This is a genomic window from Pseudobutyrivibrio sp. OR37 (assembly GCF_900113655.1).
Taxonomy (GTDB): Bacteria; Bacillota; Clostridia; order Lachnospirales; family Lachnospiraceae; genus Pseudobutyrivibrio.
In genome coordinates this window covers 1-26884 of sequence record NZ_FOQF01000034.1, presented here as the reverse complement: position 1 = coordinate 26884, position 26884 = coordinate 1, and the positions used below count along the sequence as shown (strand labels likewise).

Here is a 26884-nt window from a genome sequence, read left to right as displayed (position 1 = left end):
AACTAATTTGAAGGGATGGAGGTAAATTATTATGGAATTAACTGCGTCCGAAAAAAAGGTATTGAATGGTATTTCGTTTAACACTGAAGAAATCGATAGTGGGAATCTCCGTGAAAGCGATATGGCGCTTCTAAAAGAGATGCGTGCGGTGGAAAGCTATCTAACAGCCAAATATCCCAATTATTCTTTTGAAATAACTGGATGTGAGCCAAAATCCGGAACTACCAGAACTTATTCCGAGTGGTATTTTAAATCCGCAGAAATTGACAGGGAATCAGCATTCATTGCCATGTCCGAGGAGGATGGGGATAGTTTTTCTATAAGAGACGCCTTTTTCGGCCAACTGATAGGAGCTCCTATAAAAAATTATTTAGAGCAATTCTTGGCAGCCGAAAAACTTCCAATCATCAGGATTGATGTTTCTTTCTGGGAATATCTGGGAGATGAATATGATGATAAAATCTCCCCTGAAAAGGTTTTGACAGGGGAGATAGATGCGGGAAATGATTTTAAGATTTTCCTTGATGATTCCATGCTAAAGGAAAAGGATTATTCCGCCATCAAAGAAAAAATAAAAAATTGCCTGCAGGCTAATAATGTCAGCGGTGAAGTGTATTTGGTAATACTATCTAACGCAGATGGAGATGTGGCAAGAGACCGAGTTTTTTCTGATAGTATATTGTTGTAAGCTCAAGGAGGGTTTTTATGAACAGTTGTCTATCTATCGAAGAAATCGTTTTGATTAATTGCTTGTTATATTGTGAAAATCTGGGTGGACCAAGAGGAACTTTTCTATCTATTAGCCAGGAAACCAGAACCATTGGGGATTTTGTGGATGGTGTACTTCACTATGCCAAAAAAATTGAAAACGAAAAAGAATATAGCACTGGTGTTACCGGTGCAGAATATAAGCAGCTCATGTGGGCCATCCGCCCTTTGGAGCACCTAAAGAATATCGTTATAATGCAGGTGCATTATGAAAGTGAAGGTGCAGGTGGCGGTCGCAGTGCGCTACTATTTGATCCATCAGCAAATGAAGCTATCGTTGCCTTCAAGGGTACACAAAGCGATGCTGAATGGATAGATAATGTCTCGGGCCTTTATCAGGTGCCAACAGCATTTCAGGAGAATGCCTTGAGTTGGTTTAAATCCCTTGATTTGGAGGGATACGACACAATCACCGTTACGGGCCATTCTAAGGGCGGAAATAAAGCCAAATATATTACTATCATGGATGACAGAGTGGACAACTGTTTTTCTTTTGATGGGCAGGGCTTTTCCGATGAATTCATTCGTAAATATTCTACAATCATAATCAAAAATCAAAATAAAATTCTAAATATTAGTGCTGAAAGTGATTTTGTAAATATTCTGCTTAATGATGTAGGGCAGAAACAGTTTTATCTTGGCACGAATTATGGAAGACTGGGTTTCGCTGAAAATCATTGTCCTAATGCAATTGCTTTTTATGATGATATTGGGGAAATGTCTATCCATGAAGCGCCTGGCCAGGATAAAAAAATGGCAGCGTTAGACAAGATGCTTAACAGCTTTATCCGCTCTATTAAAATGTCAACCAAGGAAAGTGTTGCCAACATGCTTGGCAGTGTTATCGTAAATGCTTCCAGCGGAGACACCGACAAGCTGGTAGATTCTTTCGCCGACAAAACAAATGCTGATAGTGCGGCAAAATTAATTGCTTATACTCTGCGCTATAAAGTTGAAAAACCTAAAATGGTGGATTCTGTAAGGGAAGTTCTTGAGCAAAATGGATTTAGCACCAATATGCTTGGGACTATAAATTTCGTGACAAATTATGATTTACTAATGGAATTAATAGGAAAAAAGCCTGAGGTAGTCATATCTATTTTAAAGATGAGACATACCTCAGACAATTTGATTCAATTTCTTAGAAAACATATGGAATTGTTTGATTTACTGGTTTCAGTATCAAAGAAAATGCGCAAAATCAATCCTTTGAAATACAACGGAGATGATTTAAAGGCGGAGGATGCCACCATTATCATCAATTCCCACCTGATGATATCAAGGCGATATCTGTCATTTTTAGTATTTGGTGCAATAATGGCTACTGTTGCTTGGGTAATTATCTGGCTGCTACGCTTGTAGTGGTGAAAAAGTTTTCCTTGATAATCTGCAGTATTTCCTCTTTTTTAGCATTATTGGAAATCTGCCTGAATGAAGCGTAAACGCTTTTTGTGAACCTGGCTGCGAATTTTGATTTCATCACTTTTTCCAACCATTCCAGGTCGTCGATTGTTTTTTTACCCATTGAAACCTGTTCAAAAGCAAATACTGCGCTTTCGCCAATAACTGCCACGATACTGCCGGCAATAATAGCATTGATAACGCCTGTGCCTAAATTCACACCAGGGATTGCTTTTAACGCAGATGCTGCGGAACTAATAACAGAGCTGGCTGTTCCTACCTGAATAATTGTATTAATAAATTCCCTGCTTTTGTCATCTTTTGTAATTTCATATATCGTAGCTATGGAATTTACTTCAATATTCTCGGCTTTGTTTAATAATACCGCATCTGAAAATGGTATAGGAATAGCCCCCACAACAACTCCTACTGTGGTTGCTATACCAATAATAGATTGTGCCCTAAGTCTTTTGCTAAGTACCAGTTTTTTAATTTCGAGATCACTACCTTCCATGTGAACCTCCTCTGATATGCTTGCTGAGACAACTGTCACCTAAAAAACATTATATTATGTAATTGTGAAATTTTTAGGTAGTGATATCTACATTTTAAACAGACTGATTTTTAATAATTTCAAAGCCTAATTTCATTGCCTTATCAGGAATGTCCGGATTGGTAATTTTATTAAGTAGGAAGGTAGCACCTTCCACACCGCATTCTCTGTAATAAAAATGCACAGTGGTAAGGCTAGGAGATAGGATAGAGGATGGCTTGCTTTCCCCAAAGCCCGCAATAGCAATATCATCAGGAATCTTTATATTATTTTCGTTTAGGTATTTGATAGCACCTAAAGCTATAGTGTCTGTGGCGCACAAAATGGCATCAAGCTTTTTATTTTTACTAAGTAGAGCCTTAGCATTTTCATAACCGCTATCCATATAGAAGGAACCTGTTTTGATCAAGGACTTAGAAGGCTTGATATCATGCTTTTCTAAAGCATCAAGGAAGCCTTGCTTTCTATTTACACCTACGGCGATATCATTTTCAGTGACACCAATGTATCCAATATTTTTATGACCTTTATTTATAATGTAATCTGCTAATTCATAGGCAGCTGTGTAATCATCATGGTAAATGCAGGCAGAAATATCAGTCTGCTGTCCCAAGACCACGTAAGGCATAGTCAGGTCCTTAAGGGCTTTCTTGTGCTTTGGAGTAAGGACTGTTCCAAGCAGAATTATTCCATCAACGATGTTCTGCTTGAAGGTGTTAATGAATTCTATTTCCTTTTCATCGTGATTATCAGTGTTGGCCAAAAGCATTTTATAGCCCTTGTTATTTAGGACTTCGCCGATGCCGGCCACAACCTGTGAAATGGAATCGGAATCTATTTTAGGGATAATTACCCCGATAAGTTTAGTTTTTTTGGTTCGAAGGGTTTGAGCCTGAGATGAAGGGATGTAGCCAGTCTCGTCTATTACCTTAGCTATAGCCTTGCGCTTTTCATCACTAAGGTACCCATCGTTTAGATATCTGGAAACTGCCGCAGGAGAAACCCCGGCAAGCTTTGCTATCTGATTAATATTCATAAATGTACTCCTAAAAATATTATTGAAATCGTATTCACTATTATTATATTTATTAGATAGGTCTAAATCAATTTTTGATGTGAGAATACGCCTTTAACGACTTTTTTGTGAAAATCATATAAAAAATATGTGAAATCGTTATCACACATTGCTAATAGGAATTTTACCTTATCCGTTATATAATGTCACCATGATGTGAAACCGATTTCACAAATACTCAATCGATTTCATTGAAATTTGTAATTATAGGGAAAATAGAAAGGAAACAACATGGATTACAGATCATGTGCAAGCCAAATCTACGAGCAGATTGGTGGAAAAGATAATTTAATCTCAGCTGCACACTGTGCAACTAGACTTAGATTAGTAATCGCTGACAACAGCAAGGTAAATGTACCAGCATTAGAGGAGATTGAAGGAGTTAAGGGTGTATTTGATGCATCTGGTCAGCTTCAGCTTATCATCGGTACAGGTACAGTTAACAAGGTTTATGACGAGTTTATTGATATAGCAGGTATCGAAGCTGCTACAAAAGAAGAGCTTAAGCAGGTTGCTGCAAGCAAGGCTCCATGGTGGAAGCGTGCTATCAAGACTCTTGGTGATATCTTTATCCCAATCATTCCAGCCATTGTAGCAACAGGTCTTTTAAATGGTTTACTTGGTGGTCTTGTACAGATTTGGCCATCAATGGCAGATTCATATTTCTATAATCTTGTAAATATGTTCTCAAATACTGCACTTACATTCTTACCTATTCTTATTGCTATTTCAGCAGCAAAGATTTTTGGTGGAAATATCTATCTTGGCGCAGTAATTGGTATGATTATGATTCACCCAAGCTTAGTTAATGCTTGGACAGTAGCAAGCGGTGCTGAAACAAGTACACTTTGGTCTTGGCTCGGTGCTTGGAACATTGACAACGTAGGTTACCAGGGACACGTTATTCCAATCGTTCTTTCAGTTTGGTTAATGTGTACTATCGAAAAGAAGCTACATAAGATTGTTCCAGAAATGTTTGATTTATTTGTAACACCACTTTGTTCAGTTCTTGTAGCTGGTTTCTTAGCTATGACAGTTATCGGACCTATCTTTGCACAGATTGAGACATGGGTTCTTTCAGGTGCTAAGGCACTTATCGCTATCCCATTCGGTGTTGGTGCTTTACTTATGGGTGGTTTATATGCCCCTACAGTACTTGCTGGTGCTCACCACATGTACAACGCTATCGAAATGATGATGCTTTCAGACAATGGTATGAACATCTGGATGCCAATCGCTACAGCAGCTAACGTTGCTCAGGGTGCTGCAGCACTTGCAGTATCATTAAAGACAAAGAACAGCAAGACAAAGTCAATGGCTCTTCCAGCTTCACTTTCAGCTTTCATGGGTATTACAGAGCCAGCTATCTTCGGTGTTAACATCCGTTACGGTAAGCCATTTATCGCAGGTATGGTTGGTGGTGCCGTAGGTGCTTGCGTCGCTTCAATCATGGGCGTTTACGCTACAGCAAACGGTATTACAGGTTTATTCGGACTTCTCATTGTAACTGATTGCTTACCAGGATATTTACTTTCATTCGCAGTTGCTTCAGTTGTAGCATTTGCAGTATCTTGGGCTCTTTACAAGGACGAGGAGAAGGCAGCTACAGTTGAGACAGAGACAAAGTGCGAAATCAACGTAGAGCCAGATTCAGTTTACTCACCACTTAAGGGCGAAATCATTCCTCTTACAGAGGCTCCTGACAAGGTATTCGCTAGCGAAGCACTTGGTAAGGGTATCGCTATCAACCCTACAGAGGGTAAGGTAGTTGCTCCTTTCAACGGAACAGTTGCAATGCTTTATGATACAAAGCATGCTATCGGTCTTGTAAGTGAAGACGGTGTTGAGGTTCTTATCCACATCGGTCTTGATACAGTTAAGTTAAACGGAGAGCACTTCACAGCGCACGTTGCTCAGGGTGACAAGGTTTCTTGCGGACAGACTCTTGTAACATTTGATATGGACGCTATCACAAAGGCTGGATATCCACTTGTTACACCAGTTATCATTTCTAACACTCCAAAGTTTGCTGAGGTTAGCAATGTAAAGATGGGTAACACAGATTTCAGTGAAAAGGTTTTAACAGTAACAAAATAAATAAGGTGTTAATTAGATGAGTTTAAAAGATAAAAAATATTTAACTCCTAGATTTCATCTTTTCCCACAATCAGGCTGGCTTAATGACCCTAATGGTCTTTGCCAGCTTGATGGCATACATCACATTTTTTTCCAGTATTCACCAGACTCACCTATGGGCGGTGAAAAGGACTGGGGACATTACTCCACAAAGGATTTCATCAACTATGAATTCTCAGGAGTATTTATGAAGCCTGATATGCCAGAGGATGCAAGTGGTGTTTATTCAGGATGTGCTTATGTAGAAAATGGCCAAATGTACATCTACTACACAGGTAACGTAAAGCATCCTGGAGAGTACGACTACATCCTTGAGGGAAGAGAGAGCAATACAATATTAGTAACTAGCCAGGATGGAATAAAGGCCAGCGAAAAGAAAATATTGCTTAGAAGTCAGGATTACCCAGATAATCTTACTCTTCATGTTAGAGATCCAAAGGTATGGTGCCAGGATGGTACTTATTACATGACACTTGGGGCAAGAACAAAGAATGACGAAGGCTGCGTTATCCTTTTCAAATCCCAGGATAAGATTAATTGGGAATTTAGTCACTTCATTGAAAAAGCAGACTACGGTTACATGTGGGAATGCCCTGATTTATGTTATGTAGATGGCAAACAGTTCTTGTCAGTATCTCCTCAGGGATTGGATGCGAAGGAGTATAGCTACCAGAATATGTATCAATCTGGTTACTTTAATACCACTTCGGATTTATTGGCTGATGGCAAGGCTTTAGGCGAATTTACAGAATGGGATTTCGGGTTTGATTTCTATGCCCCACAGACATACGTAGATGAAAAGGGAAGAACAATCCTGATTGCATGGATGGGCATGCCTGATGCAGAATATGGTCACGACATTTCAGTAGAAGATGGATGGCAGCACATGTTGTCATTACCTCGCGAATTAGTCTTCGACAATAATTCAGGAAAGATTCTTCAGAAGCCAGTGGCTGAAATCAAGGATTTAAGAGATAAAAAGATCGACATCAAGGACATTGCGGATGTAGAGACATACGAATTAGATATGTCGGATTTTGGACAGGATGATTTTACTATCCAGTTCAACGAGGGTTTTGATGTCAAATACAATAAGCTAGCAAATGATTTAGTATTTTCTTTTACAGACAAGGAGCTTGGAAGTAACAGAACTACCAGAAAGCTAAAGCTAGCTACCGGGGAGCAAATAGAAAGCATGAAGATTTTTGTTGATACATGCAGCATTGAAATCTTCATTAATGACGGTCTGTATACCTTCACTACAAAGTACTTTAAGGCTAAAGACGTTGAAAATACACTTTCTATAGAAGGAAGTATTGATAATATAGATGTCTATAGTCTTAAGCCTTTTAATGTAGTTTCTAAATAATAGGTTAGAATGACTAGTGATTAGAGATGGGAAGTTGACCCATCTCTTTTTTTGTCTTTCATCTTGCACGGAAATGTATAATAATATAGTTAGTACAAGGCCATTAGGCTAGATTAATAATTAAAAAAGGAGAAGTGCTGTTTGACAAAGTATAACACACGAGAGATTGTAGGCTAACCGGGAGGTTTGCTGACAATCACACAAACCTCCCGCGGTAATCGCAATTGAAGTCGACAATTTTCAGGAGGAAAAATAATGAATACAAACGATGTAATAATGCGTTTAGAAAAAAAGGAAGATTACAGAGAAGTTGAAAACTTAATAAGGGAATCATTTTGGAATGTGTATAGACCAGGCTGTAGTGAGCATTATGTTATCCATGTTCTCAGAGATGACCCAGCTTTTATTAAGGAGCTGGATTATGTGATGGAAAAGGATGGCATATTAATTGGCCAAAATATGTTCATGCGAACCATAATAGAAGCTGATGATGGAAGGATAATTCCTGTTCTTACAATGGGACCTATTGGAATTACACCTGATTTAAAGCGTAGGGGCTACGGCAAAAGGATTCTTGACTATACACTTGAAAAGGCCACAGCTATGGGCTATGGGGCAGTCTTGTTTGAAGGAAACATAGACTTCTATGGCAAAAGCGGATTTGACTATGCCAGCAAATTCGGCATAAGATATCACGACCTACCTGAAGGTTCTGACGCATCCTTCTTTCTATGCAAGGAACTAGTACCAGGATATCTTAATGATGTGACTGGAGTATACCAAACTCCAAAAGGATATTATGTTGATGATTCAGATGTTGAGGAATTTGATAAGTTTTTTCCACCAAAGCAGAAATTAAAACTTCCTGGACAAATATTCTAAACGAATGCAGCGCCTGCCCCTGTATGGGGCTAGGCGCTTTTATATTTTTTGCTGTATAATAGAGGAAAGTATTAACATGGAGGTCCAATAAATGATGGATTTAGGAAAACTAATTGAAGATTGGGTAGCATTGATGGAGGCCAAGTCTGATTTCGTTGAAGGTGAAGATGAGATTCACATGGAAGAGTACCTTGACTGCATTAAGGAAACTTATGATGCAATTACAATGGTATATGATGAGATTAGCAATAACTCTAAGCTTTCACCAGATTTGCTGATGACATATTTTAATTTAATCGAATTAATAAGTATGTATGCTGCGCCTGTTTATATGGATGAATCAGAAAACCATACATTCGCAGTTTCAAGAATTCTTGCAGAGGAATTAGCGGCAGTTGCAGCCAACTATATCTACGCAAAGGAAGATGAGGATGAACCTTTTGAGGAAGGTGTATTATCTTCAGTTGCAGGATTTGAATATGAAATTGAAAGAGTCCTTTACTATGATGTAAATAAAAGAGACTTAAGTGACTTCCAGGAGTTGGCTGAGGCTATTGGGTTCTAACGAAAAAATATAAAGAAAAGCTGAGGGGATATATATGAGAACCATAGACAATAGTGTTTTTATAGCGCCAGGTGCGCAGGTCATTGGAGATGTGACCATAGGTGAAAACTGCGGTATTTGGTACAACGCGGTAGTAAGAGGTGATTCCCAGAAAATCACTATCGGAAAAAATACAAACGTGCAGGATTTGGCGTGTTTGCATGTAGACAAGAGCTTTACTCTTTCAGTGGGTGATAATGTTACCATAGGCCACACTGCAATAGTTCATGGCTGTACAGTAGGTGATAATGTGCTCATCGGCATGGGTGCTATCGTTATGAATGGAGCCAAGATAGGAAACAACTGTATCATCGGTGCTGGCGCCCTTGTTACAGAAAACATGGAAATTCCTGATGGCTCCCTGGCATTCGGAAGTCCAGCAAAGGTAATTCGCCAACTTACAGATGCTGAAAAACAGGGCATTATCGAAAATGCTGAGCTTTATGTAAAGCATGCCAAGGACAATCTGCATAGTGAACATTAAAGGAAATGTCTGGAGAGATTCTGTAGATGATTATTGATGACAAAAATATTTTTCTATACGGGGAAACTAATGAGGGGGCACCGTTAGTCATTGTTAACACCTTTGCTGGTGACGAGCATGAGCTAAACGAGCTATTGGCAGGGCTGGTTGATATTCCATATACATTGGCTGTTATTAGCGATGTTAACTGGAATGATGAGATGACTCCATGGACTAGTCAGACTCTGTTTAAAGGGGACAAGCCATACACTGGTGGTGCTGATGATTACATAAAAAAGCTTGAGGATGATATCGTCCCAGCTATTGTTGAAAAGCTAAAGGCAAAGCCTGCATACATCACTATCGCCGGCTATTCCTTAGGCGGATTGTTTGCAATTTATAGCTTGTATCACACTAGCATTTTCACCTGTGCTGTCAGTGCGTCAGGTTCCATGTGGTTCCCTGATTTTATAGACTACGCTACCAATAACAATCTGGCAGTAATGCCAAAATACGTCTATTTTTCTGTAGGTGACAAGGAAGCCAAAACTAAAAATGCTATTTTTAAAACGGTAGAAGATAATACCAGATTACTCTGTAAACATTTCTCAGAACTTGGCATCGTAGACACCTTCGAATTGAATGAAGGAAATCACTTCAAGGAACCCGACTTACGTTTAGCCAAAGGAATTGCGTGGCTTCTTGAAACTTGTTGCGCGGAGTCGTAAAATAAAAATTAGGTAAACGGAGGGGGCTATATTCGGTGGCTTTGGCATTTCAGTCCGAACTCATTGTTATAGCCTAAATCAGATACTATACTTCAAATTAAGAGATGTCCTTGCAGGACAAAAAAGTAATGGGGGGTGTAAGTGTATGATTAGTTTTATTATTTGTTTGGCGGTACTTATCGGTGGGTACTTTGTCTATGGAAGTATTGTGGAGAAAATCTACGGACCAGATGACAGACAAACACCAGCAGTGCGAATCAATGACGGCGTTGATTTCGTAGTGATGCCAAAATGGAAACTCTTTTTAATCCAACTTCTTAACATTGCGGGACTTGGTCCAATCTACGGTGCCTTGGCTGGAGCTCAGTGGGGTACATCTGTATTTCTTTGGATTACACTTGGTACAATTTTAGCTGGAGGCGTTCATGACTTTTCAGTAGGATTCATGAGCATGCGTCACGATGGCGCTAGCGTTTCAGAGCTGACAGGTATTTACCTTGGCAAGATTATGAAGACTGTAATGCGTATTTTCAGCGTAGTTCTTCTTGTTATGGTAGGTACAGTGTTTGCAGTTGGTCCTGCAGGTCTTATTTCCCTATTAATCGGAAATCAGGGTGGCACAGGCCTTCTTACTAATACATATTTCTGGCTTGCAATAATTTTGGTTTACTATTTTATTGCAACATTTATTCCTATCGATAAAATTATAGGAAAGTTTTATCCAGTATTTGGTATCTGCCTCATCGTTATGGCTATCGGTGTTGCAGTTGGTATCTTCACACATGGATATACAATTCCTGAGATTCAGCTAGCTAATCTGCATCCAGATACCACTCCAATCTGGCCAATGATGTTTGTTTCAGTTGCTTGCGGCGCTATTTCAGGTTTCCATGCAACTCAGTCACCACTTATGGCTCGTTGCTGTTCAACTGAAAAGGAAAGCCACATGGTATTCTACGGCGCAATGGTTAGCGAAGGTATCATCGCTCTTATCTGGGCAGCAGCCGGCAGTGCAGTCTATGCAACAACAGGCGGACTTACAACAGGATTAACAGCAATGCTCGCAAACGGTCAGGCAACTTGCGTTTACGATATCTGCACAAAGACAATGGGCGGTTTCGGAATCATCCTAGCAATGCTTGGTGTTATCGCTTGTCCTATTACATCAGGCGATACAGCTTTCAGATCTGCAAGACTGGTTATCGCAGATTGGTTCAAGATTGACCAGAAGCCTTACCTCAGCCGACTATATATTTGTGTTCCACTTCTTGCAGCCGGAGCACTTATCAGCCAGCTTAATTACGGTGTAATTTGGAGATACTTTAGCTGGTCAAATCAAACACTTGCAATGATAGCTCTTTGGACAGCATCAATGTATCTGTTCAAAAATGGAAAGAATTATTGGCTCACTGCAGTTCCTGCAACATTCATGTCAGCAGTTTCTGTAACATATTTCTTCTGCGCACCAGAATGCTTGCATCTGGCAACTACAGTTGCATATCCAGTTGGAATTTTGGCTGCAGCTTTATTCCTTGGACTATTCATCAGAGCAACATTGAAGGACCACGGCACAGTTACACATTTCAAGATGATGCATCACGTATAGTGGAAGAGTAGATTAGACACAACGCCCCAGGGATTCATTTTAGGTCCCTGGGGTGTTTTTTGCAGGCAAAAAGATAATTGCGAACGCCATAGGACTTTCGTTATAATTATTGATGAAGAGATAGGAAAAAAGGAGGTTGTTGTTATGCCATTTATTGATTCAAAAATTACAGTACCAGTTACTTCCGAATTAAAGGAAGAAATCAAATCAGAATTAGGAAAATTAATAACTACTTTAGGAAAAAGCGAAACCTATTTAATGGTGGGAATAGAAGATGCCTATGATTTATGGCTTGGCGGAAAGAAGCTTGATAAAGGAGCTTATGTTTCTGTAAGTCTATATGGAAATGCACCTGCAGAGTCATATGATAAGCTCACAGGCCAAATCTGTAGTTTATTCGAGGAGAAACTTGGCATCCCTGGCAATGCTGTATATGTAACATATCACCCTGTGAATGACTGGGGCTGGAATGGAAGTAATTTTTAGTGAAAAACAAATCGGGGGAAGATTTAGACTGATTACAAAGTATCAAATCCCTTCTAATACAAAAAAAGAACTAGGAATGCATCCTAGTTCTTAATAGTCAATGCGGAAGGCGGGACTTGAACCCGCACGACTGCAATAGCCACAAGATCCTTAGTCTTGCTCGTCTGCCAGTTCCGACACTTCCGCATGGCGATATATCTCGCACAACGAAGTAAATAATATCATCCAAATACACACATGTCAATACTTAGTGAAATAATAAAAACATTCAAAATATTCAGTATTATAAGCAAAGAGTTTAATATAAATATGTTTTAATATGTATATATGAAACAAAAATGAGAAATATGGTAATTAAAACTTTTATTTAGCTCTCTAATCAACTAAAAAAAATATTAACAAATCGGGATTTTTAGGGCTATTCTATAATCGAAAGGGCTTGATAATTTACATAGGGCAGTTATTTCGAAAGAGATAGCTGTCCTTTTTTGTGAAGTGTTTTGTGGGGACAGGCAGTGCTAGAAAGAAAAATGAAGTTGGTACTGCTCGGGAGTGGAAAAAATATCACTTTTGAATTGTGTATTCCTTGCTTGATGTGGATTCTGTATAATTGAAGGTAATAAGATTAACAAATCTTGCTAATTCATATATCATTCTCAAAAAGGCTGCCGATAAGGCAGCCCATTTTACTTCTTAGCATTTTCAAAGATTTTTGATGTAGCTTTATAAACTACACTAGTCTTATCATTGCTAAGTGATTTTTGAAGTTTATTATTGTAAGCAGATGCATTTTCGCAAGATGCAAATGCATCATATACTTTCTTATAGTCTGGTGCACTTAGCTCAGCACCCTTAAGTGCAGCTCTGAGTTCAGCTTTTTGCTTATCAGTAACAGTAGGTCGAGTAGTAGTTCTAGACTTCTTTGTCTGAGGTTTTGTTACTACCTTTTGTCTTACGGTTCTTGTGGTTGTTCTTCCAGAATTACCAGCCCGTCTTGTGTAAGTTCTTCTAGGTCTAGCCTTTGGCTGCTCTTCAGATATTTCTTCAACCACTTTTTCTTTTATTACAATTGATTCCTGACGCTTTATTGAGTATTCCTTTTCTGTCCAAAAATCTACCACAGCATCAAATCCAGAATCTTTACTAATAACATATATTTCATCATATGAATTTTGGCCCAACTTATATCCAAGATATGTTGTTAGTTGGAAATCCAAATAATTCTTTGCAGTCTTTTCGGCTTTTACGTGCTCTATATTTGCTGTGGAGCTAGTTATAGCTATAAGCGATTCATAGGCAACGGATTTTACCTTCGAACCATAAAAGATTACAACAATATCATTACCAGATAATTGATCAACACCAACCAGACCAGCATCTGAAACATTCTCATAATCAACAAGATATAATCTCTTATTGACTCTTGATTCTTCTGTTGTAGCGCTTATATCTGATACTTTATTTTCGTTCTTTACATCCTTATTAAATAATCCCATATTAACCTCACATATTTCTATAGTTAACAGACCAATTGTATCACAGGTTTGTATAATCGCATAATCATACAAAATTAATTTATTTCACCATCTGTTATAATCTATTTACTAGCTTATATACAAGGTGGAAGAAAAGCTTCTTAAGTGATAAACTAATATTCATTAGAGATAGAAATTGGAGCGAATTATTTAAATGATAAAACAAGTCATAATCTGGAAGTTACAGGACAAGTGCTTTGGCCCAAACTTAGGCGCTATCAAGGCAAACATAAAGACAAAGCTTGAGGGATTAAATGGTAATATTCCAGGACTTGAAAGCATTGTAGTGTGCACAGAATGTCTTAGCTCATCAAATGGCGATGTAACAGCAGAAGCCATCTTTGAGAGTGAAGATGCTTTAAAACAATATCAAAAGCACGAGCTTCGTCTTGCTGCCACAAAGGATGCTATTGTGCCTTTCGTGGATACAACAACTCATGTAGAATATGAACTATAAAATCATTTTAAAAAGGGGGTTTTTGAAATGGATGTTAAGGATATTATTACTAAGGTAGCAGGTAACAAGGACCTTTTAGACAAGCTTAAGTCTGCAGATGTCAAACAGGCAAAAGAGCTATTAGACAAAGCTGGTGTAAAGGTCGATGAGGCTGATGTTAAAAAGGTAAAAGAAGCTTTAGCTGACGGTAAGATTGACATGAAAGAAATCAAAGATATTGCAGGAGGCCTTTTTAAATAAAATTTATATGACAAGAGAAGAGTGGTTTGCTCAGCTATTTACACGGCTGGGCAATTCTAAATTTAGGACAAGTTTTAAATTAAAGCAAAAAGATATAGACTATATACATGAGAAAGGGCTAGATACTATAAGAGATCACGCTGCAGATATTTAGGCAAAGATTTTATAGATGAACTCATAAAAAAATCGCTGATGGGATGTGCATTGATTGGTACAGGAACCCTATTATTAGTCCTATAAAATAAAAAGATTATGATGTTGAAAAATCACCATCATAATCTTTTTATTTTTTGGTTAGACAAAACTAACCTTTAGCGATATAATAAATATAGAGATAGAAGAGGAGGTGCTTACTATGACACTTATTCAGATTCTTTCGATTATATTTATTGTTGGAGCTTTAATTTGGCAGCAATATTATTTACGCAAACATAAACATTAAAGAAATTGAGGAAATACCAATGACAAAAACAATATTGAAAATTGATGGAATGATGTGCGGTATGTGTGAAGCCCATGTAAACGATGCAATCAGAAAGATCATTCCAAATGCTCAGAAGGTAAAAAGTTCTCACACTAAGGGCGAAAGCTCATTTGTCACAGAACAAACACCTGACGAGAAAAAACTTATAGCTGCTATTGGAGAAACGGGCTACACAGTACAATCAGTAAGTTCAGAGCCATATAAAAAGAAATTCTTAGGATTGTTCTAAAACTATCTGGGGGGATATTAGTATGAATAACCTTACATCACGCCAGAAGATTATGTTTGGCGTATATTCGATGATTTTAGCTATGATAGGTGATTATCTGCTGGGTTACAAAACATTTAGTACCTCCAGCTCACCTGAAGCATATATGGGAATCACTTGGAATGTAGTACCTGATTGGAGATATGCAACATCTTCTATATTAGGCTTTATGTGTGCTGCACTATTTGCCGTAGGTGCTGTGGAAGTAATCAGCGTATTAGATAAAAAATACAAACTAGGATATTCAAAACTATTTAAACTCTTCAAAATAGCAAATTGGGCCGGTATTCTCTACTTCGCATTTATTCATATAGGAATATGTATGCTTCCCGTTGTATTCAACGCTGGAATGGAAGTAACTGGAGATGTTCAAACCTCTGTAAATATGGTTCTCAGAGTATTAAAAAGTATTGCGGTACCATTAGCTGTAGGTTTTATAGTATGTGATGTATTCGTAACTATAGCCTGGATTGGAATGATTCTAAAAAAGATGATTCCAGTTAAAATAATTGGAATCATTTGTTGCCCTGTAATTACTGCACTTTTGGGTCAGCTTATGAATTACATTTCTGAAGGATCCGATTCAGGATTTGAATCATTCGGATGGTTACTTATGTACTTGATTTGTGCTTTTTCTTTAGTTAATGACGAGGAGAGAGTATAACTATCAGGGAGGAATCTATGGCAGATAGAAAAACAGAAATAAAAAGTGCTTATAAGAGTTTGGGGAAAGCACATAGTTTTTATGATGGGATGATGACCTGTAGCACGTTAATGGGTAGGTTTGTAACAAAGATTGTTTGGAATATGAATCGTGAAGATGCTCTGGAATACCAGTCTAGATCATTTGAAATGATACCAGCAGATTTTAATGGTAGACTTTTAGAAGTTCCCGTAGGGACTGGGGGCCTTTCAATGCCCATATGGAAAACTCTTCCAAATGCCGAGATAACTTGCCTAGATTATTCCGAAAACATGATGGTTTCAGCCTCACAACGAGCTGACGAAATGGGAATAAAAAACATTTCTTTCCTACAAGGTGATGTGGGAGATTTACCTTTTGAAGATGATACATTTGATGTAGTGGTTTCTCTAAATGGATTCCATGCTTTTCCAGATAAAGAAGCTGCTTTTAGGGAAACATATAGAGTCTTAAAACCAGGAGGCATTTTTACCGGTTGTTTTTATGTTGAAGGCTCAAACCTACATACTGATAAGATGATTAACAGATTTTATATAAAAAGTGGGTTCTTTACTAAACCTTTTGATACAATTACCTCTCTAGAACAGAGACTAAAGAACTTATACCATGATGTAACCGTATCTAATGTTGAGAGCATTGCTATTTTTCAGTGCAGAAAAGGTTAAATCTTTAAAATAATAAATGCTCAAAGTGGAGAAAATATATCAATTCTATAAAATTTCTCCAAGGGAGGATGCGATACCTAGTATAAGGGGTTGTTGGTACTGTCAGCATGCGGATTTTCATCTTAAGGATGAACGAGCGCTGGAGGTAGGTATTTGCAAGTGGCCTAAAAGAGTAATGAAATGATGGGGTTGTAACAAGACAACAATTGTGGTATATTGTAGAAAATTAGAGAAAGAACACACTGGTTGATGTGTGTGGGTGAGGAAATGAGAACAAGATAGTTTAATTTAAGTAATCACACAGGCTCTTGTTTTTTGTCGGAAGACAAGAAACGGACAATAACAGCATTTATCTGAAAGAGAAATGCTGTCCTGTAAAGCAGGATTATTGTGGGTTATTTCTTAAGTTACCCCACAATAACTAAAATGATTTTTGCCTGATGAACAGGCTAGTTTGTGTACGCTTAAATTAGATTATCGCTTTTGTATCCTTATCTGCACCAATAGGTGATTATATAGGATTTTTTAGCGAGTCTGTTTTTGCGTACGCAAAAGCAGGCTCGTTTTTTATGTCAGGGGACTGGAGGTTTTTATGGCACAAATAAATATTACTAATCTTACCTTTGCATATGAAGGAAGCTTTGACAATATTTTTGAAAATGTTTCCTTTTCTATAGATACCAATTGGAAACTGGGATTTATTGGCAGAAATGGTAAAGGTAAGACAACTTTTTTGAATTTGTTATTGGGAAGATATGACTACGAGGGACGCATATCTACAAATATGGTTTTTGATTATTTTCCATACAAGGTTAGCGACGCTGATTTGGAAAAGACTGCGGACGAGCTTATGGAAAAATGGAAGCCATCGGTGGAAAGCTGGAGAGTTATGTGTGAATTGCCTCAGCTCTCCATAGATGCTGAGCTGCTTTACAGACCCTTTAAGACCTTGAGCTTTGGTGAGAGAACCAAGGTCATGCTTGCAGTTTTATTTTCTGGAGAAAATGATTTCCTGTTAATTGATGAGCCCACAAATCATCTGGATATGGAGGCTCGTGAAATTATAAAGAATTATTTGGCTTCCAAAAAAGGCTTTATCCTTGTGTCCCATGACAGAGATTTATTGGATGTCTGTGTTGACCATGTGTTGGTTTTAAATAGGGCAACAATAGAGGTTCAAGCGGGAAACTTTTCTAGCTGGTGGGAGAACAAAGCAAAAGCAGATGCATTTTCAAAGCATGAGAATGAAAAGCATTTAAAGGAAATTGGAAAGCTGAAGGCTACTGCAGACAGATCTTCCAGATGGGCTGACAAGGGAGAGGCTAGAAAGATTGGCTTTGACCCAGTTAAGGAAAATGACAGAAGCATTGCTACAAGATCCTATATTGGCGCTAAGACCAAGAAGATGCAGGCAAGAGTGAAATCCTACGAAAAGCGAATGGACCGTGAGATAGCAGAGAAAGAGGGATTGCTTCAGGATTTGGAGGAACCCATCGACCTTAAGGTAATGCCTATGGAGCACTACAAGAAAGTGCTTATAGATTGCAAAGATTTAACCCTTGGATATACTGATGGTACAAAGCCTGTAGTAAATGATTTATCTTTTGATTTGCTTCAAGGAGAGAGAGTATTTTTAAGCGGTGAAAATGGCAGTGGAAAATCTACCTTGATTAAATCGATTTTGGCTACAGCTGGTGTGGCTACTATGTCAAACCTTGTAACAGAAGGGACACTTAATGTGGCTCCCAATCTTGTCATCTCTTATATCAATCAGGATACTTCCTGGCTTAGAGGAAGCCTGAGGGATTACGCATTAAAGAATGGGCTGGATTACAGTTTATTTCTTTCAATACTGAGTCAACTTGATATGAGCCGAATTCAGTTTGAAAAGAATATAGAGGACTATTCTGAGGGGCAAAAGAAGAAGGTGCTCATAGCGGGAAGTTTGCTTACATCAGCACATTTATACATTTGGGATGAGCCACTAAATTACATTGACGTTTTTTCGCGAATGCAGATTGAAAAATTGATTGAGGAGTATAAGCCAACTATGCTTTTGGTAGAGCATGATGTGAGATTTAGAGAGAAGTTGGCAACAAAGGAAATAACACTTTAGGAAAGCTCTGTCATTAGAGAAAGCGGTGTAAAAGTGGTATAAATCCGTGCAACTAAAATGAGGGTAGATGTTTTGATGATAATCTATCATTTAGTAGGGCATGGCATAAATTAGTTTTTTTTATTATTATGGAGTAAGACAAATGAGACAGAAAAATAAGATAATAGGAAACAGAAAATTTTATATGAAGGCACTGACAATTGCAGTGCCAATTATGCTTCAGCAGTTGATCCAGAGCATGGTTTCGCTTATAGATAACTTTATGGTATCAGGCTTAGGTGATATTTCAATGTCTGGTGTAAATGTTGCTGGACAGGTTATGTTTGTGTTTATGATTTTTACTAATACTATCTGCATGTCTGGCGGCATATTCCTTACGCAGTTTTATGGTGCACAGGATAAAAAGGGAATGCAACAGGCATTCATGTTTAAGCTGTTAATTGGACTATTGGCATTTGTACCATACTTGCTTGTGTGTGTTGTATTCCCAAGATCAGTACTATCACTTATGCTGATAGGAAATACCCAGGCGGGATTAATCCTGGATGAGGCTGTACGCTACGTTAAAATCATGGCTATAATAGGTGTTCCATTCACCTGTTCAGTATGTATTGCCAGCTCATTGCGAGATATGGGAGAGGTAAGGATACCACTTTATGTAACAATCGTAGCAACACTTATCAATACAATCTTTAATTACTTGTTAATCTATGGACACTTTGGTTTCCCAGCACTTGGAGTAAGGGGAGCAGCCTACGCGACAGTTATAGCAAGAACAGTGGAGTTTGTAATCTTTGCAGTTGTCTATGTGTTAAAGAATCCGGACTTTGCAGTTCGTTTTGGCAGTAAATACAGAATTGATACTACTCTATTCAAAGAGATTATTAAGAAGGGTTCATTAATGCTGTTCTGCGAAATGACCTGGGTTCTTTCAGAGACAGTTACAACAGCTATTTATAATGGTCGTGGTGGTGCAGATGTTGTATCGGGTATGGCATCAAGCTTTGCCATTGCCAATCTTTTCTTTGTTGCCTTTGGTGGAATCTATTCTGCAACAAGCGTAATTATTGGAAGAACGCTTGGCGAAGGAAATCTGGAGGAAGCCCGAAGACAGAAGAACTGGCTTTTATCAGGAGCGGTTACTTTTGGAGTTGCCATGACATTTGTAGGATTTGGCACAACAGCTATTATTCCTATTGTTTTTGGTAAACTAAGTGTAAACGCAATAGCAATCTGTCGTAGCATGGTTATTATGATGTCATTCTTTATGCCAGCATGGGTACTTATTAATGCACAACAGGCCGTTGCAAGAGCTGGTGGCGACACAAAGATGGGAGCCTATGCAGACGCCAGCATCACCATAGTAATTATGCTTCCAATGCTTTTCGCACTGGCTAAGTTTACAAATATCGGCCCTGTACAGATGTATCTGAGCGTAAAGCTTTTGGACGTGATAAAGATTACAATCTTCCATTTCTGGTTAAAGAAAGAGCGATGGCTCAATAATCTAACAGAGATAGGGAACGAGCAGGATAGCGTGAATGCCAATGATGAGGTTGTTGAAAGTGGTATAGCTGTCAAATCAGTGTAAATCTAGACTATATCAATGCAAATTGCATAACATAATTGAAAGTGTGGTATATATGTGTCGGTAATCTTGCGCGATGGTTACTAATGTTTCTATAAATGATACAAAATTCCAGTTAACACCTGGCAGAAATTGAAGGAGTATATGAAAAAGAGAATCGGAGTGGTAGTGGATATTCTTATGTATCTAATTCTGGTGTCGATTGACACATAATATATAAAATACAAAAATTACTTAAGCTCGCATTTGCGGGCTTTTTTGATGTCTTTTTATATTTTATGTGTCAATAGGGTACTAATATTTGTGACACATAATGTATAAAAAGCCGTCATTAGTTGAGAGTATTGCTATTTTTCAGTGCCGAAAAGGTTAATTAAACTTTAGTTACATTTTCAAATAGGGCTGATTGTTTGCAGTGTTCTGATTCTACCATTTTTGTATTCAATTAGTTTATTGGTTAAAGTCCATGAGGTGTTTTCAATCGGTTCTATAATGGCTATTTTAGCATTAATATATGTGTGGTTAATTTATGGGGTATTCATAAAACTAGGTGGTAGAAAACTCTTGGCCACAGGAATTATTTTTATGGCTGCAATTCCGTTTACAATACTGATTAATTATGTTTTATATATGATAATTGGAGTACTACCAATTGATGTTTGGGATATATTATCGATGCTTCTTCTATTTATAACAGCTATTGGATTTATTATTGGAGACAAAAGGTTAACCTGAGATGAAGCTAGATATTTTATTACAGGAAAAGTCTTAAACTTTCTTGATTTTTCAAAATAGTATTCTGTGTGGGCTTCCTATTTAATGCTTACGGATGATTTTTGAAAAAAGATAAAAAATAATGCAAAGTTAGCTTGACATATAATGCAAAGTAAACTATACTAAAATTGCAAAGCGAACTTTGCAAGAGTATGGAGGCTGTCATGAAAAACAAAATAAAGGAGTTAAGGAAAGTGAATAAACTTTCGCAATCTGAACTTGCTGATATTGTTGGAACTACGCGTCAGACAATTACCTCTATAGAGGTAGGAAAATATACAGCGTCTCTGATATTAGCGTATAAGATTGCACATCACTTCAATATGAACATTGAGGAAGTATTTGATTTTGAGAGCTTGGAGGAAGAAGACTAATGAATAACAAAAAAATGAATCAGATGAGAGAATCAATTAAAAAACAGAATTTTGCATATGTTGGAATTGTACTACTTAGTGCAGCATTGTATTTTGTGTCACAGAGACCAACTATAACTGCAAGGTATGCAACATCTAATTATGCTGATTTCATGCAGGGATTTGTAATAGGAATGGTAATCGTATTGGACATCATAAGTATTTATCATCTTGTAAAGTATTCAAATGCTCTTAAGGATGATAAGAAACTTACACAAATCTATAACGAAATGCATGATGAGCGTATGTGTCATATCGAATCATTATCTGGGAAGTTTACAGTAAAGTTTGCAGCTATTTTCCTATTATTATTTGCAATAGTAGTAAGCTTTTTCAGTTTTGAAGCAGCAATTGCTATTATGGCAGCATTGTTTATACTGGGGATTGCAAAGAAAGTAAGCATGGTACACTATACTAGAACATATACGGGCGAGGAATAAAATGAACACATAATATCAGTAGAAGTCCTATGGATTTTGCAAATCGAATTGCGAAAGTCATAGGACTTTTGTTATAACTATTGCAAAAGAGACAGGAGTTGCAGTGTTGTTATGTATAGAGAAATTATAAATGTAATCAAAAATTTTACCATCCATAGCTAAAAAATGGACCGTAGTTTGCAGCATAACCACATTCAAAGTCATCCTTATACTGCTCCGTATGCTTATCAACTAATAGATAGCAATTTGATGCATCAAGGGTGATTTGTACATCTCCACCAGTTGTGATTGCCTGCATATCATTCCAGGTACAGTCAACAACCAGCCATTTACCGTCTACATATACTCGGTTCCAAATGTGATTAATGGCGTGGGAACTGTCTGTGATATTAGGCACACCACATAAATCTAACATATAGCCACATCTAGCCGTGTAATCCTCGCATACGCCTGCTATTGTTCCTGTATCAGTTTTATTCCAAGGCTTTGTCTTACCTATACGCTCATAATCATAATAGTAGTTTTCAATTACCCACTGATTAACTGCACATACCTTTTCTCTGTCAGTCATACCTGCTCTGATAATTGAATTAAGTGCATCAATAGACTGATTAAAGTAAGTATCGTAAGTGCTATAACCCATACGACCTTCGTAGATACCTGTTTTAGAAAAGTGATTCCAAAGAGCATCGTGATTTGTTCCTACGACTGCAGCTACATCTGGATTCTCTGCTGCATATCTTGCTGAATCAAATGAGCCACCTCTTTTAAGGTTAGGACCGAGGCCCGAATTAAACTGACCTAGATAAATATGTACAGGCATCTTACACCAAGCATATCCTGACTGATCTGGATCAGCATTTAATTCTGTAAATTTCTTTAAAGCTTCATTCTGGTAATAATCCAGTACTGCTGAATAATTATTTCCACGAGCATCCTGCTCTGCCCACTCTTTTTGAATATCCTCATATGAAATATATTCATAGTAAACCTCTCCGTTTGTTTTCATGATTGGAATACAGATAAGGTCATCATTATTTTCTTTAGCATTTGCTGTCATAGAAAATGCCGGTACTGCCATGCATGCTACTAATGCTGTAGATATAATTGTTGTTGCAATCTTTCTAAAACTCATAGTCATATATTTCCTCCTTGGCTATCGCCTCTCGTTATAATACAGCCATACTTCACAAAGTGTCAATAATATATAACTATGCATAAGGTGAATTATTTGTGAAATGGTCCAAAAAATGGGTAATATCCCACAGCAAAGATAAATTAATATTTATCTCAGTGATATATTTAGGGTTATATTTAACCCTAAATATTGCCCTATCATTTAAATGCTATTACAATATGGATAGGAATATATTGTTCATTCATATAATGGAAGGTGTTTATATGCCAAACATTAAACCAATTTCAGAAATGAAAAATTATACAAGTATTGTCAACGAATTAGCTTATGGTAATAGAATCTATTTCACTAAAAATGGACACGGATTATGTGCACTAGTTGATATGAAAGAACTTGATGAATTGGATACTCTCAAGGCAAAATTTCAACTTCTGACTAAACTAAATGAAGCTAAAATATCAATCAAAGATGAAGGTACATTCACTGATGCAATATTTTCTAATCTAGGGGAGGATAGCAAATGAGCAGATTAAAAACACTTCGTGAATACGTAGATAAAGAACTAAGTCTATTGGAAGAAGAGAAGCGCACCAGTGCTACAGCACATCTTTACGGTGTATCTCTTGCAGCCACAATTCTAGCAAAGAAGCGTGGGCTAAATGAAGAACTTGCAGCAATGGCAGCAATGCTTCACGATATGCATGCATATAAGAGTGGCTCATATGATGATCACGCTCATTTAGGCGCTGATTTGGCTAGAAAGATTCTTGATGAGTTAGCTATAACTTCTGTAGAAGAAACAGATACCATTTGCTCTGCAATATATCATCATGATGATAAATTAGTAATAGATTCACCAATGGATGAGCTACTAAAGGATGCCGATGTAATCGACCATTGTTTTAAAGATTCCTCTAAGCCTATCAAAGAAAAAGAGCAGAAGCGATATGAAAACCTTTGTAAAGAATTGGATTTGTAGAAACGATATTTGGGAGGTCTAACATGTGGTTTGTATTTGCTTTACTATCAGCTATATTTGCTGCCTTAACTTCAATATTAGCTAAGATTGGTATTGAAGGAGTAAACTCAAACTTAGCTACAGCTATTCGTACTGTCGTGGTGGTTGCTATGGCCTGGGTAATGGTGTTTATCACAAACACTCAAAATGGCGTATTTGCTATAAGCAAAAAGAGCTGGATTTTCCTAATATTATCGGGCTTGGCTACTGGTGCATCCTGGTTATGCTACTACAAGGCTTTACAGATTGGTGATGCATCTAAAGTTGTTCCGATTGATAAGCTAAGTGTTGTTATCACTCTAGTTTTAGCTTTTGTATTTTTACATGAAGACTTTACTATAAAATCACTTGCGGGATGCGCACTAATTGGTGCTGGAACCTTATTGTTGGTACTTTAAGGATATTAATATTGCTATGCTTTATAACAAGGAGAACGATATTAATGGTTTTAGAAAATGAAAATGTTTAGTTAGCAAACTCCACTGAATTTATCATATCTGAAAAAACTCCTGCAACCTGATTATCCATTGCTTCATCTCCTCCGTTATGACCATCTAATTCAAAAATAAGTGCGCCATCCATGTAATCTCTGGCAATTGCTGTTACGTATGCGCCTGAGCCGCCCTCTTCTGGTCCTACTGAAACCCAATAGCCTTTTACATCCTCTGTGCCAGGGAATGTACCTTCTGAATAAGTAGCTTTTTCACCCCATTGTTCACCAAGCTCTTTTACTGCACCCTCAGCATCATTGTCTACTGTATATGTAGCTGTAATCATATTAGTTCCTGCACAATCCCCAGTGTATACAAATGTAGTAACGGGGCCGCCTTGATTTACAGTTATGCAAGAAGCATCATACTTAATGCTCCATCCATTAGCATCAGTATATACGCTAGGGTCACCAAATATTCCGTTAACATAATTTACAGCATTGAATGTATCTACATCTACTCCTGTAAGATGCTCGAATACTAATTCTTCACCGTCGCTAAAATGGCCCTTAATAAGGTAATCCTCAAAATATGTTACTGTAAATGTATCCACAACTGAATCTATGCTTCCAATATGAAACTCAATTGTATCTTCACCTGCTTCATATTCAAAATAATTAGCTGTTCCATTAGCACCATCTTCAATGCTACCTGAGCCATCACCAAAAAATACATAGAACTGTGTTAAATCTGGATCATCCTTTTCTGCTTCTGGATAAGTAACATAAACACCCTTAGTAAAAACAGTTTTTGCGTCAATTGCACTGCTTGTTGGTGTTGCATCGTCAGCAATGCTTGCTGTCTCCTTGCCACATCCACTAAATGTTCCAATTACAAGTGCTGTTGCGAAAGTTGTTGCCAATACCTTTTTCATGATTCCCATTTTCATTTTATCTCCTTTGCTAAAAAGCTGTTATTTATTATCTGAAAACAGGATAGCAGATTGATTGTCACACTAATGTCACATCGATAAAAAAATTTATTTCATTATTATATTCTTTATATCCTCTATTATCTGTTCTGTAGACATTCCTACACTCTTAATCAAATCTTCTGGATTATATCTATCGTAGAATTTCTTATCGAGTCCATAGTTTAAAACCTTCATATCTGAAGAACCATAGAATGAAGCAATTTTTTGACCAAAGCCACCTTCTACTATGCCATCTTCAAGTGTGACAATAACCTGATGGTTTGATTTGAGTTTTTCAAGCAATTCCTTATCAACGCCAGATGCAAATCTAGGATTGATTAATGTTGGAGTGAATCCCATTTCAGATTTGATTGTATCAGCAAGTGCTTTTCCGCGCTGATAGAAATCTCCTAAGGCAAGAATGGCAACTTTCTCTCCGCTAAGCTCTACTTTATATTTATCAATTGTAGAATAGCTTGCGTCTGCTGCTCTATGTGTAACCTGGAAAGACGATATGCAGGAAATATACAAAGAACTGAAAGACACCCAGATGCTTGTGCTGGCCGCGCCAATCTATTACCATGGCATTTCGGGACAGCTTAAATGTGTGATAGACCGCTTTTACTCGGCACTCTACCCGACGGCACCGAAATCTCTTAAAAAGACTGCAATGTTTCTGAGTTCCGGCGATCCGGAGATGTACGATGGTGCAAAATTCTCCTATGAAGGTGATTTCCTCGGCTATCTTGGCTTGGAGGGCTGCGGTATATTTACAAATCACGATAATGACGTTATGGAAAATATCAGAAAGATGGCTTTGTCATTATAAATCAAATTTGTCGCCCTAATCGAATGGTGAACGTTGCGAAGAGCAGTTACGACAAGATAACTGCTCTTTTTTTTATTTTGTAACATAAAAGTAATTTAAGCGGGTTTGATTTGAATAGTTTTCCAGTAATAAAATGCGAGAGAAACTATAAAAGTGCCTCATAAAATGTGATATTATTTATTGAGGTGGCTATTTTTTTGTGATAATATGTGCTTGGAGGTAAAGAAAATGTATTACAGACGAAAGATTGATGATTATTTAAGTAATTGGAAAGCGGATACAGCGCATAAACCTCTTATAGTAAAGGGGGCACGACAGATTGGTAAAACAGAATCAATCATGCATTTTGCTAAGGCTAATTATGAAAATGTTGTATATATAAATTTTGCTTTAGAGAAGAAATTCTCGCAAATACTTGCAGATGGATATGATGTTGCAAGTGTTATAAAGAATATATCATTGGCTGATCCATCTATAAAGTTTGTCCCTAACAAAACGGTTATCATTTTTGATGAAATTCAGGAGAACCCCGATGTTGCAACAACACTTAAATCATTTAAGATAGATGGTAATTATGACGTTATTTGTAGTGGTTCTATGCTAGGAATTAACTATAAGAAGATTCATAGTAATAGTGTTGGGCATAAAACGGACTATGAGATGTATTCAATGGATTTTGAGGAATTCCTTTGGGCTAAGGGCTATAATCAAGAGCAGATTGACTCAATCTTATCTCATATG

31 protein-coding genes, 1 tRNA gene and 1 pseudogene are annotated in these 26884 nt (G+C 37.5%); 26 read left to right on the top strand and 7 right to left on the bottom strand.

Features of this window, described 5'->3' with window-relative positions:
- Positions 1 to 31: 31 nt before the first annotated feature.
- Positions 32 to 688, top strand: a complete 657-nt coding sequence (locus tag BM097_RS13705) for a hypothetical protein (RefSeq protein ID WP_090551347.1) — start codon at positions 32 to 34, stop codon at positions 686 to 688.
- Positions 689 to 705: 17 nt separating this feature from the next.
- Entirely contained in the window at positions 706 to 2130 is a 1425-nt protein-coding gene (locus BM097_RS13700) for an Mbeg1-like protein (RefSeq protein ID WP_090551344.1), read from the top strand.
- On the opposite strand, the gene BM097_RS13695 is transcribed toward BM097_RS13700, so the two are convergent.
- Entirely contained in the window at positions 2108 to 2683 is a 576-nt protein-coding gene (locus BM097_RS13695; protein WP_090551341.1) for a hypothetical protein, read from the bottom strand. The two genes, BM097_RS13700 and BM097_RS13695, sit on opposite strands and share 23 nt — an antisense overlap.
- A 94-nt stretch (positions 2684 to 2777) precedes the next feature.
- Entirely contained in the window at positions 2778 to 3758 is a 981-nt protein-coding gene (locus BM097_RS13690) for a LacI family DNA-binding transcriptional regulator (RefSeq protein WP_090551337.1), read from the bottom strand.
- A gap of 270 nt (positions 3759 to 4028) precedes the next feature.
- On the opposite strand from BM097_RS13690, the gene BM097_RS13685 reads away from it, so the two are divergent.
- The 8 genes from BM097_RS13685 to BM097_RS13650 all read left to right on the top strand — a co-directional run bounded on the left by BM097_RS13685 (position 4029) and on the right by BM097_RS13650 (position 12071).
- Entirely contained in the window at positions 4029 to 5894 is a 1866-nt protein-coding gene (locus BM097_RS13685; protein WP_090551333.1) for a PTS sucrose transporter subunit IIABC, read from the top strand.
- 16 nt (positions 5895 to 5910) lie between these two features.
- Complete coding sequence (locus BM097_RS13680) at positions 5911 to 7302, top strand: glycoside hydrolase family 32 protein (protein ID WP_090551330.1); 1392 nt, start codon at positions 5911 to 5913, stop codon at positions 7300 to 7302.
- 255 nt (positions 7303 to 7557) lie between these two features.
- Complete coding sequence (locus BM097_RS13675; protein WP_090551325.1) at positions 7558 to 8184, top strand: GNAT family N-acetyltransferase; 627 nt, start codon at positions 7558 to 7560, stop codon at positions 8182 to 8184.
- A 91-nt stretch (positions 8185 to 8275) separates the two neighbouring features.
- The gene (locus BM097_RS13670; RefSeq protein WP_028243504.1) at positions 8276 to 8749 is read left to right on the top strand and encodes a hypothetical protein; all 474 of its coding nucleotides are present in this window, start codon (positions 8276 to 8278) and stop codon (positions 8747 to 8749) included.
- Between the two features lie 34 nt (positions 8750 to 8783).
- Positions 8784 to 9272 (top strand): gamma carbonic anhydrase family protein, encoded by a 489-nt coding sequence (locus tag BM097_RS13665; RefSeq protein WP_090551321.1) that lies wholly within the window; start codon positions 8784 to 8786, stop codon positions 9270 to 9272.
- A 26-nt stretch (positions 9273 to 9298) separates the two neighbouring features.
- Positions 9299 to 9979, top strand: a complete 681-nt coding sequence (locus BM097_RS13660) for an alpha/beta hydrolase (RefSeq protein ID WP_090551317.1) — start codon at positions 9299 to 9301, stop codon at positions 9977 to 9979.
- Between the two features lie 145 nt (positions 9980 to 10124).
- Complete coding sequence (locus BM097_RS13655; protein ID WP_090551313.1) at positions 10125 to 11585, top strand: carbon starvation CstA family protein; 1461 nt, start codon at positions 10125 to 10127, stop codon at positions 11583 to 11585.
- A gap of 144 nt (positions 11586 to 11729) precedes the next feature.
- A complete protein-coding gene (locus BM097_RS13650; RefSeq protein WP_028236417.1) occupies positions 11730 to 12071 on the top strand; it encodes a phenylpyruvate tautomerase MIF-related protein in 342 nt (113 codons plus the stop codon).
- A gap of 101 nt (positions 12072 to 12172) precedes the next feature.
- Here the strand turns inward: BM097_RS13650 and BM097_RS13645 are convergent.
- Positions 12173 to 12257 (bottom strand) — tRNA-Leu (locus BM097_RS13645).
- A gap of 500 nt (positions 12258 to 12757) precedes the next feature.
- The gene (locus BM097_RS13640; RefSeq protein ID WP_090551310.1) at positions 12758 to 13567 is read right to left on the bottom strand and encodes a PIN domain-containing protein; all 810 of its coding nucleotides are present in this window, start codon (positions 13565 to 13567) and stop codon (positions 12758 to 12760) included.
- Positions 13568 to 13760: 193 nt separating this feature from the next.
- Between BM097_RS13640 and BM097_RS13635 the strand changes: the two genes are divergently transcribed.
- From BM097_RS13635 to BM097_RS13585, 11 genes and pseudogenes are all read left to right on the top strand, one after another.
- Positions 13761 to 14063 (top strand): Dabb family protein, encoded by a 303-nt coding sequence (locus BM097_RS13635; protein ID WP_090551307.1) that lies wholly within the window; start codon positions 13761 to 13763, stop codon positions 14061 to 14063.
- A 27-nt stretch (positions 14064 to 14090) separates the two neighbouring features.
- Positions 14091 to 14303 carry a hypothetical protein gene (locus BM097_RS13630; protein WP_090551304.1) on the top strand — a complete coding sequence of 71 codons (213 nt, stop codon included), beginning with the start codon at positions 14091 to 14093 and terminating at the stop codon, positions 14301 to 14303.
- A gap of 7 nt (positions 14304 to 14310) precedes the next feature.
- Positions 14311 to 14451: pseudogene (locus BM097_RS16945) on the top strand (DUF4186 family protein); the annotation flags it as partial.
- A gap of 313 nt (positions 14452 to 14764) precedes the next feature.
- Positions 14765 to 15016 (top strand): heavy-metal-associated domain-containing protein, encoded by a 252-nt coding sequence (locus tag BM097_RS13620; protein ID WP_090551301.1) that lies wholly within the window; start codon positions 14765 to 14767, stop codon positions 15014 to 15016.
- 22 nt (positions 15017 to 15038) lie between these two features.
- Positions 15039 to 15719, top strand: a complete 681-nt coding sequence (locus BM097_RS13615) for a DUF6796 family protein (protein WP_090551297.1) — start codon at positions 15039 to 15041, stop codon at positions 15717 to 15719.
- A gap of 17 nt (positions 15720 to 15736) precedes the next feature.
- Complete coding sequence (locus BM097_RS13610; RefSeq protein ID WP_090551293.1) at positions 15737 to 16423, top strand: class I SAM-dependent methyltransferase; 687 nt, start codon at positions 15737 to 15739, stop codon at positions 16421 to 16423.
- A 592-nt stretch (positions 16424 to 17015) separates the two neighbouring features.
- Entirely contained in the window at positions 17016 to 18539 is a 1524-nt protein-coding gene (gene abc-f, locus BM097_RS13605) for a ribosomal protection-like ABC-F family protein (RefSeq protein ID WP_090551289.1), read from the top strand.
- Between the two features lie 142 nt (positions 18540 to 18681).
- The gene (locus BM097_RS13600; protein ID WP_090551285.1) at positions 18682 to 20130 is read left to right on the top strand and encodes an MATE family efflux transporter; all 1449 of its coding nucleotides are present in this window, start codon (positions 18682 to 18684) and stop codon (positions 20128 to 20130) included.
- A gap of 489 nt (positions 20131 to 20619) precedes the next feature.
- Positions 20620 to 20862: a hypothetical protein gene (locus BM097_RS13595; RefSeq protein WP_090551282.1), complete on the top strand. Its 243-nt coding sequence runs from the start codon at positions 20620 to 20622 to the stop codon at positions 20860 to 20862.
- Between the two features lie 203 nt (positions 20863 to 21065).
- Positions 21066 to 21275: a helix-turn-helix transcriptional regulator gene (locus tag BM097_RS13590; RefSeq protein ID WP_026490098.1), complete on the top strand. Its 210-nt coding sequence runs from the start codon at positions 21066 to 21068 to the stop codon at positions 21273 to 21275.
- On the top strand, positions 21275 to 21754 hold the full coding sequence (locus tag BM097_RS13585; protein WP_090551278.1) for a hypothetical protein: 480 nt from the start codon (positions 21275 to 21277) through the stop codon (positions 21752 to 21754). Before BM097_RS13590 ends, BM097_RS13585 begins: the two co-directional genes overlap by 1 nt.
- Before the next feature lie 145 nt (positions 21755 to 21899).
- On the opposite strand, the gene BM097_RS13580 is transcribed toward BM097_RS13585, so the two are convergent.
- Positions 21900 to 22895 (bottom strand): transglutaminase-like domain-containing protein, encoded by a 996-nt coding sequence (locus BM097_RS13580; RefSeq protein WP_090551275.1) that lies wholly within the window; start codon positions 22893 to 22895, stop codon positions 21900 to 21902.
- A gap of 92 nt (positions 22896 to 22987) precedes the next feature.
- Between BM097_RS13580 and BM097_RS16740 the strand changes: the two genes are divergently transcribed.
- Genes BM097_RS16740 through BM097_RS13565 form a run of 3 tightly spaced genes read left to right on the top strand, consistent with a single transcriptional unit; the run spans position 22988 to position 24308 of the window.
- Positions 22988 to 23416, top strand: coding sequence for a hypothetical protein (locus tag BM097_RS16740; RefSeq protein WP_242944720.1), 429 nt, complete (start codon positions 22988 to 22990; stop codon positions 23414 to 23416).
- Positions 23413 to 23871 carry an HD domain-containing protein gene (locus BM097_RS13570; protein WP_090551271.1) on the top strand — a complete coding sequence of 153 codons (459 nt, stop codon included), beginning with the start codon at positions 23413 to 23415 and terminating at the stop codon, positions 23869 to 23871. The genes BM097_RS16740 and BM097_RS13570 overlap by 4 nt, the downstream gene beginning before the upstream one ends.
- A 23-nt stretch (positions 23872 to 23894) precedes the next feature.
- On the top strand, positions 23895 to 24308 hold the full coding sequence (locus BM097_RS13565; protein WP_090551267.1) for an EamA family transporter: 414 nt from the start codon (positions 23895 to 23897) through the stop codon (positions 24306 to 24308).
- A 67-nt stretch (positions 24309 to 24375) separates the two neighbouring features.
- Here the strand turns inward: BM097_RS13565 and BM097_RS13560 are convergent, their stop codons facing one another.
- Together BM097_RS13560 and BM097_RS13555 are read right to left on the bottom strand one after the other, a co-directional pair.
- Complete coding sequence (locus BM097_RS13560) at positions 24376 to 25290, bottom strand: hypothetical protein (RefSeq protein WP_090551263.1); 915 nt, start codon at positions 25288 to 25290, stop codon at positions 24376 to 24378.
- A 90-nt stretch (positions 25291 to 25380) separates the two neighbouring features.
- Positions 25381 to 25845, bottom strand: coding sequence for a transketolase C-terminal domain-containing protein (locus tag BM097_RS13555; protein WP_242944719.1), 465 nt, complete (start codon positions 25843 to 25845; stop codon positions 25381 to 25383).
- Between BM097_RS13555 and BM097_RS13550 the strand changes: the two genes are divergently transcribed.
- Together BM097_RS13550 and BM097_RS13545 are read left to right on the top strand one after the other, a co-directional pair.
- Positions 25829 to 26143, top strand: coding sequence for a flavodoxin family protein (locus BM097_RS13550; protein WP_242944718.1), 315 nt, complete (start codon positions 25829 to 25831; stop codon positions 26141 to 26143). The genes BM097_RS13555 and BM097_RS13550 overlap by 17 nt on opposite strands.
- 228 nt (positions 26144 to 26371) lie before the next feature.
- A partial coding sequence (locus BM097_RS13545) for an ATP-binding protein (RefSeq protein ID WP_177197474.1) occupies positions 26372 to 26884 on the top strand: 513 nt, incomplete at its 3' end.

Coding starts and splice junctions, on each gene's coding strand:
- BM097_RS13630 (WP_090551304.1), top strand. CDS start 14,091: ATGGATGTTAAGGATATTATTACTAAGGTAGCAGGTAACAAGGACCTT.
- BM097_RS13685 (WP_090551333.1), top strand. CDS start 4,029: ATGGATTACAGATCATGTGCAAGCCAAATCTACGAGCAGATTGGTGGA.
- BM097_RS13650 (WP_028236417.1), top strand. CDS start 11,730: ATGCCATTTATTGATTCAAAAATTACAGTACCAGTTACTTCCGAATTA.
- BM097_RS13665 (WP_090551321.1), top strand. CDS start 8,784: ATGAGAACCATAGACAATAGTGTTTTTATAGCGCCAGGTGCGCAGGTC.
- BM097_RS13705 (WP_090551347.1), top strand. CDS start 32: ATGGAATTAACTGCGTCCGAAAAAAAGGTATTGAATGGTATTTCGTTT.
- abc-f (WP_090551289.1), top strand. CDS start 17,016: ATGGCACAAATAAATATTACTAATCTTACCTTTGCATATGAAGGAAGC.
- BM097_RS13610 (WP_090551293.1), top strand. CDS start 15,737: ATGGCAGATAGAAAAACAGAAATAAAAAGTGCTTATAAGAGTTTGGGG.
- BM097_RS13585 (WP_090551278.1), top strand. CDS start 21,275: ATGAATAACAAAAAAATGAATCAGATGAGAGAATCAATTAAAAAACAG.
- BM097_RS13565 (WP_090551267.1), top strand. CDS start 23,895: ATGTGGTTTGTATTTGCTTTACTATCAGCTATATTTGCTGCCTTAACT.
- BM097_RS13670 (WP_028243504.1), top strand. CDS start 8,276: ATGATGGATTTAGGAAAACTAATTGAAGATTGGGTAGCATTGATGGAG.
- BM097_RS13635 (WP_090551307.1), top strand. CDS start 13,761: ATGATAAAACAAGTCATAATCTGGAAGTTACAGGACAAGTGCTTTGGC.
- BM097_RS13550 (WP_242944718.1), top strand. CDS start 25,829: ATGCAGGAAATATACAAAGAACTGAAAGACACCCAGATGCTTGTGCTG.
- BM097_RS13690 (WP_090551337.1), bottom strand. CDS start 3,758: ATGAATATTAATCAGATAGCAAAGCTTGCCGGGGTTTCTCCTGCGGCA.
- BM097_RS13595 (WP_090551282.1), top strand. CDS start 20,620: ATGGCTATTTTAGCATTAATATATGTGTGGTTAATTTATGGGGTATTC.
- BM097_RS13600 (WP_090551285.1), top strand. CDS start 18,682: ATGAGACAGAAAAATAAGATAATAGGAAACAGAAAATTTTATATGAAG.
- BM097_RS13700 (WP_090551344.1), top strand. CDS start 706: ATGAACAGTTGTCTATCTATCGAAGAAATCGTTTTGATTAATTGCTTG.
- BM097_RS13695 (WP_090551341.1), bottom strand. CDS start 2,683: ATGGAAGGTAGTGATCTCGAAATTAAAAAACTGGTACTTAGCAAAAGA.
- BM097_RS13560 (WP_090551263.1), bottom strand. CDS start 25,290: ATGAAAATGGGAATCATGAAAAAGGTATTGGCAACAACTTTCGCAACA.
- BM097_RS13570 (WP_090551271.1), top strand. CDS start 23,413: ATGAGCAGATTAAAAACACTTCGTGAATACGTAGATAAAGAACTAAGT.
- BM097_RS13615 (WP_090551297.1), top strand. CDS start 15,039: ATGAATAACCTTACATCACGCCAGAAGATTATGTTTGGCGTATATTCG.
- BM097_RS13675 (WP_090551325.1), top strand. CDS start 7,558: ATGAATACAAACGATGTAATAATGCGTTTAGAAAAAAAGGAAGATTAC.
- BM097_RS13640 (WP_090551310.1), bottom strand. CDS start 13,567: ATGGGATTATTTAATAAGGATGTAAAGAACGAAAATAAAGTATCAGAT.
- BM097_RS13580 (WP_090551275.1), bottom strand. CDS start 22,895: ATGACTATGAGTTTTAGAAAGATTGCAACAACAATTATATCTACAGCA.
- BM097_RS13620 (WP_090551301.1), top strand. CDS start 14,765: ATGACAAAAACAATATTGAAAATTGATGGAATGATGTGCGGTATGTGT.
- BM097_RS13680 (WP_090551330.1), top strand. CDS start 5,911: ATGAGTTTAAAAGATAAAAAATATTTAACTCCTAGATTTCATCTTTTC.
- BM097_RS13590 (WP_026490098.1), top strand. CDS start 21,066: ATGAAAAACAAAATAAAGGAGTTAAGGAAAGTGAATAAACTTTCGCAA.
- BM097_RS13660 (WP_090551317.1), top strand. CDS start 9,299: ATGATTATTGATGACAAAAATATTTTTCTATACGGGGAAACTAATGAG.
- BM097_RS13655 (WP_090551313.1), top strand. CDS start 10,125: ATGATTAGTTTTATTATTTGTTTGGCGGTACTTATCGGTGGGTACTTT.